Origin of the sequence: Pseudactinotalea sp. HY160 (assembly GCF_009372055.1) — a bacterium.
In the GTDB taxonomy this organism is placed as follows: Bacteria; Actinomycetota; Actinomycetes; order Actinomycetales; family Beutenbergiaceae; genus HY158.
On sequence record NZ_WHMT01000033.1, the window covers coordinates 1 to 10,672 of the forward strand.

A 10,672-nucleotide genomic window follows, 5' to 3' on the forward strand; every position below is an offset into this window, starting at 1 on the left:
CGGCCTCGATTACGGTGCCGGTGGTGTTTCCGGGTGCGGTGACGGGGGTGACGGCGTCGGTCGATGGTTCCAGTCGGGTGGTGTTGGCTTGGCAGAATCCGGTCGATGCGCAGTTGAAGCGGATCACGGTGCGGCGGGTGGATGGGGCGGTGGCTCCGGCGACGATCGATGCGGGTCGTAAGATCCCGTTGGTGCAGGCTCAGGACGAGTCGGTGACCGATACCGGGCTTGCGGCGGGTATGCAGTATTCGTATGCGGTCTTCGCCACCGACCGGGTGGGGAATGTGAGTCCGCTCGGGGCGGGCAGTACCGTCACCGTGACCACGCCGCCGTTGACCGTGCCGCCCGGCGGCGGCGGTGACAGCGGCGGCGGCGACGGCGGCGGCGATGGTGATGGTGGGACGGGTACGGCGCCGCCGGCGGTGACGGGTCTGGTTGCTCCGATCGTGACGTCGGCCAAGACGGTGCTCAATTGGGAGTATTCGCCCGATGCCGGGATCGCTCGGATCATCGTGCGGGGCGCGGCCGGGCAGGTGGCGCCGGCGACGGTGACCGATGGGGTCGAGATCGTGACGGGTCGGGCGTTGACGACTCATGCCACCGATGATTCGGGTTTGGCGCCGGGGCAGCAGTATTCGTATTCGGTGTTCACGCAGGCGAACTCGGGCGCGGTGAGTGAGGCGGCCTCGATTACGGTGCCGGTGGTGTTTCCGGGTGCGGTGACGGGGGTGACGGCGTCGGTCGATGGTTCCAGTCGGGTGGTGTTGGCTTGGCAGAATCCGGTCGATGCGCAGTTGAAGCGGATCACGGTGCGGCGGGTGGATGGGGCGGTGGCTCCGGCGACGATCGATGCGGGTCGTAAGATCCCGTTGGTGCAGGCTCAGGACGAGTCGGTGACCGATACCGGGCTTGCGGCGGGTATGCAGTATTCGTATGCGGTCTTCGCCACCGACCGGGTGGGGAATGTGAGTCCGCTCGGGGCGGGCAGTACCGTCACCGTGACCACGCCGCCCGCAGCCCCGTCCCCGTGAGGCTCAGCCCCGTCCCCGTGAACCCCGTCACCGTGAATGGCGGCTTCGGCGAACCCGCCCGTGCGCCGGACGATCGCCACCTCGCCCCACTCCGGGGCCTGCCGGCGGCACCCGGTTACTGTCGGGCCATTCTGATCACCAGGTTGAGACCGTTGTCCGGGTGATAGCTCCACTCGGCCCGAAAGTGCTCCCATTCGCCCTGCCGGCGTCCGTCGAGCGCTCGAGTCTGGCCGATATTGGTCTGCAGCCATGCGGGCGTGTCGAGGCTGACGTAGAGACATTCGAGCACGAACGTGCTCAGGCCGAGGGGGTCGTCGTCCTGAGGCAGTGTGTCGAGCACGAGGGTCGTGGCGTCGTCGTCGAGGGAGAGGCGGCCGGCGAGGTACTCCTCCAGCGCATCCGGCCGGCGTGTGTGCGGGGAGTCCGTCTCGGTCGGCGTGGGCTCGTCGGCCCAGGCGGCCGAGACGACCGTGAGCGCGTTCCTGCCGTCGCACGTCTCGAAGGCCTCGGCCAGCGGATCGGGGGTGAGCATCGTCAGGCCCACGACGACGGTGCCGACGACCACGGCCACCGCCCCGCCCGCGATGAGCGCCGCGCGTAGACCGCGGCGCGGCTTCGAGCCGGCGGGTATGGACGGCGGGTGGCCGGGTTCTCCGGGGAGGTCCGGCTCGTTCGAGCCGGCGGGTATGGACGGCGGGTGGCCGGGTTCTCCGGGGAGGTCCGGCTCGTTCGAGCCGGCGGGTGGTCCTCCCGGGCGGCCGCCTCCGGACTGAAGGGCGCCGGCTCGTTCGGATTCGTCATCTGCCTCGCCTCATTCCGCCGCGAAGAAGGCCGGCTCGCCGTAGTCCGTGGCCACGGTCCAGAGGCCGTCGGCGCCGGCGGGCACCTCGAGGCACACGTTCCCCTCGGCGACCCCGCCCTCGTACAGGTCGCCGACCTCGTCGAGATCGCTGGGGATGACTCCGCAGTAGCCGTCGTAGGTGCGGTTGTCGGAGCCGACGAACTTCACGTCGATGTCGAGCCAGGCCGTGCCCGTCTCGGCGCCCAGGTAGGTCGCCTCGAGCGGCACGATCCAGAATTCCATGCCCTCGGCGGGCGGGTCGTTGAACCGGTTCTCGGCCTTGATCTCCGTCCACGCCTCCCGCGGCGTGTCGAGCACGAGATCCCAGGTCTCGTTGCCCACGCTCGTGCCGATCGCGAACGGATTCGCGCGGCTGCCCTCGGGTTCGGGCTCCGGTGTCGGCTCCGGGCTCGGCGTGGCGGGGGCGGATGCCGGCTCGGTGGCCGGTTCGGGCTGCCCCACCTGCTCGTCGCCGTGGGCCTTCTGGCCGGTGCTCTCGTCGGCGGTGAGCGCCGCCCCGCATCCGGTCAGGCCGAGCATCGCCGCGGCAAGGACTGCCGCCGCCGGTCGCCTGGTCATGGCGCTTGTCATCGTGATCTCCTTCGCATCGGGCTGGTCATTGCGTCGAGTGTCCAGTGCCGATCGAGGGCGATCAACGAACGGTGCGATAAGTGGGCTTATCGTGAAAACCACCATCAGAGGTGCATTCTCTGGCACGATGGCTCCGAACCGAGATGGAGAGAGGGGGACGGATGAGCCCGCACCCGAGAAGGCAGCTGAGCCGGCACCGCCTCCTGGATGATCTGCGGGTCGGCCTCGCCGACATCGCGGAGGTCGCGGGCGTGCAGCGCCCCGTCGTCTCGGTGTGGCGCAGCCGCCATCCCGACGGGCCGAACCGCTTTCCCCTCCCGTGCGAGCAGCGCGGGACCCGGCTCCTCTTCCGGGCGGGCGAGGTGGCCGACTGGATCGACCGCACCGGCCTCGGGAACAACCGCGAGTTCACCGCCGACGTCGTGGTCCGCGCGCTGCGGGGAAGCGTGGCGCCCGCGGAGCTCCACGCGATCACCGCCCTCGTGCGCCTGCGGGCCGCATCGGGCGGGCCGCTCGCCGGATGCGACGTCGAGGCGCTCCTCGACCTGGCCGACGACGCCGACCCGCACGACCGCGACAGCTATCGCGAGCTCGAGGCCGCGGCCGCCGTTCCTACTCGTCTCGAGCACCTCGCCTCCCTCGCCGACGAGGTGGTCGACTCCGCCTACTCCGCGGGCGCCGCCATCGACCGGCTCCTGCCGGCCCTCGCTCCCGCGGACGACGCGCTCGCCCCCGCGGCCCTCGACCTGCTCGCCCGCCTCGCGCTGACGCTGAGCCCGGGTGGGCCGCTCGTCGTGGCCGATCCCGATCCCGGCGCCGGGGACGTACTCGCGGCCGTGCTCTCCCACGAGGAGCACCTCGACCGGGCCCGCGCCGTGGTCCCGGAGCCGGCCGGCGACCACCCGCCCGGCGACCACCCGGTCACCGCGCGGGCGGGCCCCGGCGCGGGCACCCTCGCGAGGCTCGCCCGACGGCGCCTGCTCGCCCACGGATGGCAGGTGACCCACTCCGACATGGCGAGTGGATTCGCCACGGGGGCGATCGTCGTCACCACGCTCTCGCGCGCGGGCGAGCGGGGCGAGCGGGGTGATGCGGGCGTGCTCGAACGGATCGACGAGATCGCGGTGCGGCTCGCGCCGGGGCAACGGGCTGTCGTGCTCGGTCCGGCGCGGGTGCTCATCGACGAGGCCGGCCCCGAGGTGGAGTCGATCCGTTCCGACCTGCTGCGCACCGACAAGGTGCGGGCGGCGGTGCTCCTGCCGGCCGGATTGGTGCCGTCGCGATCCCGGGAGCGCCTCGCCCTGTGGGTGCTCGGCGACGCCCATCCCGAGGTGCCGATCGGCGGGCGGTGGATCATGGTCGCCGACGCCTCCGTGCAGCCGCTGCGCCGCGGGCGACTGCCGGCCGGTCTCGTGGACGACCTCCTCACCGACGTGCTCGCCGCGATGGGAACGAGCGCCGAGGTCCGCGCGCACGCGTTCCGCTTCGCCCGGTTCGCCCACACCTCGCGCATCCTCGCCGAGCGGGCCGGCCTGCTCGCCACGTCCCGGCCGCTCCAGCGCGCGATCAGGGACGACGCAGCCGCGCCCGCGCGCGTGCGCGAGCTCTCCCGTGCCCTCGCCGACGTGCCGGCGGCCACGGTCGACCTGGCCGTCCGGGCCGGGGACTCGGTCGCGGTGCGGCGCTTCACGCTCGGGGAACTGATCGACCGGCGGGCACTGCGCCGCCTGCCCGGGAACCGGATCGAGGGCCTCGCACGGCCGGCGACCGGAGCGAGCGGGGAGGTGCGCGTGATCGGCCCGGCCGAGGTGACCGGCGAGGGCGGGCCGCGAGCGGTCGACCGGATGGAACTGATCGCCCGCCACCCGGGGAGCCGGTTGACCGAGCCGGGCGACGTCGTCTTCACGAGTGCCCCGCGCCCGGCCGCGATCGTGGATCGCGACGGCCTGAGCCTCGTGGCCTACCCGGCCCAGGTGCTGCGGGTGCGCGACCACGCGGTCGGCCTCGTGCCCGCCCTGATCGCCGCCGACATTCGGCGCGCCGAACGGGGCACCCGCCGGCGCGATTGGGCGCTCCGGCTCGTGCCGCCGGAGCAGGCGGCGCAGACCGCCGCGGCGCTCGCCCGGATCGAGGAGGCGCGGGCGGCCGCCCGCGAGTCGCTGCGGCTGCTGCAGGAGCTGACCACCGAGGTGACGGCGGGCGTGAGCGCCGGTGTCGTACGTCTGGTGGATGATGAATCCGACCACCCCGAGCAGGAATGAGGAACCGTGCCGCCACGTAAGAAGCAGGCCGCCGTACCGAGCGAGAGCGTCGGTGCAGCCACCACGATGAAGGAACTGAAGGACACGCTGTGGAAGGCCGCCGACAAGCTGCGGGGGTCGATGGACGCGAGCCAGTACAAGGACGTGATCCTCGGGCTCGTGTTCCTCAAGTACGTGTCGGATGCGTTCACGGAGCGGCGCCGAGAGCTCGGCGAGGAGCTCGCCGCCGACGGCTTCACCGAGGAGCAGCGGGTGCTCATGGAGGAGGACGTCGACGAGTACCGCTCGGAGGGCGTGTTCTGGGTGCCGAAGCGGGCGCGGTGGGAGTACCTCGCGGCGCACGCCAAGGGCAGGGTCGCCACCGAGGTCGAGTCCGAGGCCTCGATCGGGCAGCTCGTGGACGAGGCGATGGAGCAGCTCATGGGCGCGAACGTCGCGCTGCACGCCACGCTGCCCACGATCTTCAACCGGGACGGGGTGGATCAGCGCCGGCTCGGGGAGCTGATCGACCTGTTCCACGCGGCGCGCTTCTCCGGGGTGGGGGCGCGGAAGGCGCGCGACGTGCTCGGCGAGGTGTACGAGTACTTCCTCGGGCGGTTCGCCGCGGCCGAGGGCAAGCGGGGCGGGGAGTTCTACACACCGCCGGACGTGGTGCGGGTGCTCGTGGACGTGCTCGAGCCGTTCCAGGGGCGCGTGTACGACCCGTGCTGCGGTTCGGGGGGCATGTTCGTGCAGGCGGAGAAGTTCCTCGAGCGTCACGACGCCGACCGGCAGGCGATCAGCGTGTACGGCCAGGAGTTGAATCAGGGCACGTGGCGGATGGCGAGGATGAACCTCGCCGTGCACGGGCTCACCGGGAACCTCGGGCCGCGGTGGGGTGATACGTTCGCCCGCGACCTGCACCCGGACGTGCCGATGGACTTCGTGCTCGCGAACCCGCCGTTCAACATCAAGGACTGGGCGCGCTCGGCCGAGGACGCGCGCTGGACCTACGGCGTGCCGCCGGCGAATAACGCGAACTACGCGTGGATCCAGCACATCCTGAGCAAGCTCGCTCCGGACGGGTCGGCCGGCGTGGTCATGGCGAACGGGTCGATGTCGAGCAACAGTGGGGGAGAGGGTCAGATCCGGGCGAACCTCGTGGAGGCGGACCTGGTCAGCTGCCTCGTGGCGCTGCCCACCCAGCTGTTCCGCTCGACCGGGATCCCGGTGTGCGTGTGGTTCTTCGCCAAGGACAAGTCCGCTGGGCACGCCGGGCAGCCCAGGGGCGGTGACGCGGCCGGTGACGCGGCCGGTGACGAGGGGAGCGGCGTCGGCGCGGCCACGGACCGGCGCGGCCAGGTGCTCTTCATCGATGCCCGCGACCTCGGCCACATGGTCGACCGCGCCGAGCGGGAGCTGGGCGAGGAGGACATCGCCAAGATCGCCGGCACCTTCCACGCCTGGCGGGGCAGCGCCTCCGCGCGCGACGCCGGCCTCGAATACGAGGACGAGCCGGGCTTCTGCTACTCGGCTACGCTCGCCGAGATCAAGGACGCCGACTACTCCCTCACCCCCGGGCGCTACGTCGGCGCCCCGCCCGAGGAGGACGACGGCGAGCCCATCGAGCAGAAGATCGAACGGCTCACTGGGGAGCTGTTCGCCCAGTTCGAGGAGTCGGCACGGCTCGAGCAGGTCGTGCGCGAGCAGCTGGGGAGGGTGCAATGAGTGAACGGCGGGTGCATCTAGGGGACTACGCGGCTTCGGCGTCAGGAGCGTTTTCGGCGGGGCCATTCGGTTCGAGTGTCTCGTCGAAGCATTTCGTTCCGTCTGGCCTTCCAATGATTCGTGGATCGAATCTAAGTTTTGATGTCGGCACTCGGCTAGACGAGCGCGAGTTCGTGTATCTTCCAGAAGAGTATGCTGCGCGATTTGAGCGAAGTTTGGTGCGTGAAGGTGACCTCGTTTTCACGTGCTGGGGATCGGTTGGCCAGATTGGGCTGATTGGGGGCGGGCGGCATGTCGAGTACATGATATCCAACAAGCAGATGAAGATGACTCCAGATCGTGCGCTCGTCGATTCAACATTCCTGTATTATTACCTGTCGCAACCGACCATGATCGCTCTTGTGCAGGGTTCTGCGATTGGAAGCTCTGTTCCTGGATTTAATCTCGGGCAGTTGAAGTCGCTCCCGGTGACGATTCCGGCGATGCCAAGGCAGCGAGCTATCGCCAGGGTCCTCAGCGCGCTCGACGACAAGATCGAGGCCAACCGCAGGCTCGCCGTCACGGCGGATGAGCTGGCTCACCTTCGATTTCGGATGATGGTCCGCGGCTCGGAGGCTTATGTCCCGCTGAGTGCGACAGCGCGCTTCATCAACGGCAAGGCGTTTACCAAGAACGCGACAGGTTCCGGCCGCGTCGTCATTCGAATCGCTGAAATGAATTCGGGACTGGGCAGTTCGACTGTGCGCAATGACCTTGACGTGCACGATGACCACCTTGCGCGCCCAGGGGACCTCCTCTTTGCCTGGTCCGGGTCCCTCACATTGGCACGTTGGTACCGCGACGAGGGTATCGTCAATCAGCACATCTTCAAGGTGATCCCGAACGAGGGCTATCCCTTGTGGCTGGTGAACCAGCTCATACGGTTCAAACTCGAGGAGTTCAGGGCTATCGCAGCTGACAAGGCGACGACCATGGGGCATATTCAGCGGAGGCATCTCGACGAGGCGGTCACGATCCCTGATGCCGGACGCATTGTGACAGAGGACAAGCTGATGTCGAACCTCTGGAAACGTGCTCTTGCGGCGGAGGTCGAGACAGAACGGCTCATCGCCATGCGCGACACGCTCCTGCCCAAGCTCATGTCGGGTGACCTGCGGGTCCGGGAGGCCGAGGCGGCCGTGGCGGAGGCCGTATGAAGCGATTCTCACCGCGTGCACGAGAGCCGGGTCCATTGCCCAGCGCCTCACGACTCTTCTGAACGGAGCATCATGACGACACCGTCACCGAACCCGATCCCACCCGAATCCGTGTCCCCGAACCCGATGCGTCCATACGAGAGCGCTCACGCACCCTTGGCCTACGGAAGCCCGCAGGCGCCGGTCCAGCCGCCGGGGCAGTCTCCAGCGGCGAGCACTCCCGCGGCCCCGAAGATCAGAGTCGGCACGAGCGCCGTTGCGGCGCGCATCCGTTTCGTTTGGGCGGCCGTCATGCTACTGGCGTTGGCGGCGGTCTACTTCAACACGGCCCCCGAGGCTCCGAACGCGCTGGCGGTCAACGGCTGGGAATCGCAGCAGCTCATGGCGAGCGCGCGTAACGACCTGAACAACGAGAACACCCAGGGCGCGCCGCAGCAGAGCGTCGTGAACGGGTGGTACGCGAACGACCTCCTCGACCTGCAGGTCACCCAGGCAGGCGGCCTCTACGAAGCCCAGCTCTATGAGGCGGCCGCGACCCGGCGAAACGGTGACCTGCTCGCTCTGCTCGGCCTCGCGGTCCTTGGTGACCTCCTGATCCAGGCCGCCGGACGAAGTGGTCGGGGCGGGCGCCGAGAATCGACAACCGCGACGGCAGCGGAGTGATGACATGGCCACCACGAACTCGCCCTCCACGCCATTCGACCTGAGGGCGAGCGAGCCCGAACAAGCGAGCCTCTTCGACGGGGACGTCGACTTCGACGTCGATGGCCCGGAGCCCGCGCCTCCCGCGGGCGGGCGCCGCGATGTCGACGTCGAGGATGCGCGGAAGTCGATCGATGCACTGATCCACAGCGCCGGGAACTACGGCGGCCCGCAGGAGTATCGGGAGCTTCTCCGGTTCGTCTCCCGGCTGCCGGAGTACCGGCCGTTCAACCGGATGCTGATCCACGTGCAGAAGCCGGGCGCCGAGTACGTCGCGACCGCGAACCGGTGGTTGCGTACATTCAAGCGGACGATCCGGCCCGGAGTGCGACCGCTCGTCATCCTCCAGCCGAGGGGCCCGGTCCGAGTGGTCTTCGACGTGGACGACACCGAACCCCTCGTGGACGACGCGCCACCCGTGCCCCGGAGCGCGGTCCGACCCCTCGAAATCCAGCTCGACGGCACCGTGGCCCAGATCGACGACCGATGGCGCTACACCGAACTGAACGCGATCCGCGACGGCATCCGAATCACGCTCGTTGACGACGGCGGGCACTCCGGCGGGAGGATCCGGAAGACACCCAACTCGACGATCCGGCTCTCCCGGCCCGCCACCGGCAGAACGCCGGACGGCCTGCCGCAGGTCGAGGACTTCCCGCTGCACTACGAACTCGAGATCAACCGGAACCTCAGCCCGACGGACCGTTACGCCACCCTGATCCACGAACTCGCCCACCTCTATTGCGGGCACCTCGGCTCGCCGGACACAGACCATTGGCCCGATCGTTCACAGCCGATCCTGGGCCACGCGACCCGCGAGATCGAGGCGGAATCCGTCGTCCATATGCTCCTCGCCCGGATCGACCCGGACGTGCGCATGGGCGATTACATCCAGGGCCACCTCGACAAGACGAAGCAGGTGCCGCCGTCCGTCAGCCTCAACGCGATGATGCGGTGCGCCGGACTCATCGAGGAGATGGGAGAGCACCGCATGCCGAGGCGACGATCCCGGCCCACCCCGACCACACGATGACGGCTCTCGGACGTGCGCCGGCGCGCGCGGCTACGATGGCTCGATGGTGGATGATCATGGTGGATCTGAGGGGCAGGCGGAACATGTGCACGTCGAGCTCGTGCTGTTCGACACCCGGCGGGTGATCGCCCGCACCGTCGAGAAGCTACGTTCCCTGCGCCTGATCGGCGTGGTCGAACGGGCCGACCACCCGGCAGACACGCTCGGCCGGGTCCGCGCGACGGTGCTCACGGCCGGGGACTCGGTGCTCACCGCCGGGCCCGAGGGCATCGCGCCGGGAAGGTCGATCGAGGAGACCGCCGAGCTGCTGCGCCGACAACTCGCGGCGGGCGTGCTCGCGCACGACTGCGCGGGCAATCAGCGCGCCGCCACGGTGCCGGCGAATATCGCCGACCGGATGCAGGGCGCCGGCGCCGAGCAGCAGGAGATCCGCCGGGTGTACGTGCTGCCGACCTCGTTCTCGGCAGAGAAGGCGGACATCGAGTTCCTGGCGTTCTGCGTGGGCGGGGCGATCACCCACGTGCAGGTCGGCGGGCGGGACGTGCTCGTCGGATTCCCGCGGCGGCCGAGCACGTGGCCGAAGAGCCAGCGCCCGGTCGTGCAGCTCATCGCCATGAGCGACCACGTCGAGGTCGCGGTCTACAGCACATCGGCGGTGCAGTGGTGGCGCGGACCGCTCAAGGCGGCACGGCAGCAGGCGGTGGTCAGCCTGCTCTCGGTCTGGAACGCGCCGCCGGTCCGACTGGTCGAGGACTCCGCCGGTGACGGCCCCTACCCGGCCATGGTGCGCGGGCAGGCGATCGCCCTCGAGCGGCTCGGCCAGGCTGTGCCCTCGGTCCCGGAGGACTTCCCGGCGGCGGCCGGCCGGTCCCTGAGTGAACTGGGCCTGGACCGGGAGGCGATCGACGAATTCGTCGCCCTGGCCGCGAGCGAGTGGTCGGCGGAGCTGCTGCCGCGGCTCGTACGCCTGCTCCGCCTTCCCGAGGAGGTGGCGTCCCTCGCCACCGGGGAGCTGACCGCGGACTCCCTGCCCGGGGCGGTGGCCGCCGATTCCACCGGTGCCCTGGCACAGCTGACGGAGCGCCGCTACCGCCGCTGACGGCGCGGGGCGCCCCCGCCGGCGCTCTCAGTCCAGGAGTCGTCGGATCGTCTCGACGTCCTTCGGGAGCGATATCGATAATGCGGCTCTTCACAGTTGAGGGTGTAGGGGCCGTGGGCGCGTCGCTCGTCGGGTAGGGATCGAGGTCCTCCGATGATGGAAGTTCTCACACTGCCCATCAGGAAGACCTCGACGTGCCCGACGCTACCTT

The 10,672-nt window shown here is 69.8% G+C and carries 9 protein-coding genes and 1 pseudogene; 7 read left to right on the forward strand and 3 right to left on the reverse strand.

The window, feature by feature from the left end; genetic code table 11:
* Positions 1-1,031 (forward strand): annotated as a pseudogene (locus tag GCG21_RS16440) (hypothetical protein); the annotation flags it as partial.
* A 115-nt stretch (positions 1,032-1,146) separates the two neighbouring features.
* Here GCG21_RS16440 and GCG21_RS15930 read toward each other — a convergent pair.
* Complete coding sequence (locus tag GCG21_RS15930; protein ID WP_152910658.1) at positions 1,147-1,596, reverse strand: hypothetical protein; 450 nt, start codon at positions 1,594-1,596, stop codon at positions 1,147-1,149.
* A 246-nt stretch (positions 1,597-1,842) separates the two neighbouring features.
* Positions 1,843-2,463: a hypothetical protein gene (locus GCG21_RS15935; RefSeq protein ID WP_152910659.1), complete on the reverse strand. Its 621-nt coding sequence runs from the start codon at positions 2,461-2,463 to the stop codon at positions 1,843-1,845.
* 161 nt (positions 2,464-2,624) lie between these two features.
* Here GCG21_RS15935 and GCG21_RS16445 point away from each other — a divergent pair, with 161 nt between their 5' ends.
* The 3 genes from GCG21_RS16445 (at position 2,625) to GCG21_RS15950 (ending at position 7,627) form a co-directional block, all read left to right on the forward strand.
* Entirely contained in the window at positions 2,625-4,724 is a 2,100-nt protein-coding gene (locus tag GCG21_RS16445; protein WP_194165148.1) for a hypothetical protein, read from the forward strand.
* Positions 4,725-4,730: 6 nt separating this feature from the next.
* Entirely contained in the window at positions 4,731-6,431 is a 1,701-nt protein-coding gene (locus GCG21_RS15945) for a type I restriction-modification system subunit M (RefSeq protein ID WP_370517574.1), read from the forward strand.
* 113 nt (positions 6,432-6,544) lie between these two features.
* Complete coding sequence (locus GCG21_RS15950) at positions 6,545-7,627, forward strand: restriction endonuclease subunit S (RefSeq protein WP_227994023.1); 1,083 nt, start codon at positions 6,545-6,547, stop codon at positions 7,625-7,627.
* A gap of 161 nt (positions 7,628-7,788) precedes the next feature.
* Here the strand turns inward: GCG21_RS15950 and GCG21_RS17065 are convergent, their stop codons facing one another.
* The gene (locus GCG21_RS17065) at positions 7,789-7,920 is read right to left on the reverse strand and encodes a hypothetical protein (protein ID WP_255471638.1); all 132 of its coding nucleotides are present in this window, start codon (positions 7,918-7,920) and stop codon (positions 7,789-7,791) included.
* Between GCG21_RS17065 and GCG21_RS15955 the strand changes: the two genes are divergently transcribed.
* From GCG21_RS15955 to GCG21_RS15965, 3 genes are read left to right on the forward strand one after another with little or no spacing between them, the layout of a single operon-like run.
* Complete coding sequence (locus tag GCG21_RS15955; protein ID WP_152910661.1) at positions 7,919-8,290, forward strand: hypothetical protein; 372 nt, start codon at positions 7,919-7,921, stop codon at positions 8,288-8,290. The two genes, GCG21_RS17065 and GCG21_RS15955, sit on opposite strands and share 2 nt — an antisense overlap.
* 4 nt (positions 8,291-8,294) lie before the next feature.
* Entirely contained in the window at positions 8,295-9,362 is a 1,068-nt protein-coding gene (locus GCG21_RS15960; protein ID WP_152910662.1) for an ImmA/IrrE family metallo-endopeptidase, read from the forward strand.
* A 43-nt stretch (positions 9,363-9,405) separates the two neighbouring features.
* Positions 9,406-10,461 carry a hypothetical protein gene (locus tag GCG21_RS15965; RefSeq protein WP_152910663.1) on the forward strand — a complete coding sequence of 352 codons (1,056 nt, stop codon included), beginning with the start codon at positions 9,406-9,408 and terminating at the stop codon, positions 10,459-10,461.
* Positions 10,462-10,672: the final 211 nt, after the last annotated feature.

Excerpts from the sequence above, each read along its gene's own strand:
- GCG21_RS15965 (WP_152910663.1), top strand. The coding sequence starts at position 9,406 with ATGGTGGATGATCATGGTGGATCTGAGGGGCAGGCGGAACATGTGCAC.
- GCG21_RS15960 (WP_152910662.1), top strand. The coding sequence starts at position 8,295 with ATGGCCACCACGAACTCGCCCTCCACGCCATTCGACCTGAGGGCGAGC.
- GCG21_RS15950 (WP_227994023.1), top strand. The coding sequence starts at position 6,545 with ATGATTCGTGGATCGAATCTAAGTTTTGATGTCGGCACTCGGCTAGAC.
- GCG21_RS16445 (WP_194165148.1), top strand. The coding sequence starts at position 2,625 with ATGAGCCCGCACCCGAGAAGGCAGCTGAGCCGGCACCGCCTCCTGGAT.
- GCG21_RS17065 (WP_255471638.1), bottom strand. The coding sequence starts at position 7,920 with ATGACGGCCGCCCAAACGAAACGGATGCGCGCCGCAACGGCGCTCGTG.
- GCG21_RS15935 (WP_152910659.1), bottom strand. The coding sequence starts at position 2,463 with ATGACAAGCGCCATGACCAGGCGACCGGCGGCGGCAGTCCTTGCCGCG.
- GCG21_RS15955 (WP_152910661.1), top strand. The coding sequence starts at position 7,919 with ATGCTACTGGCGTTGGCGGCGGTCTACTTCAACACGGCCCCCGAGGCT.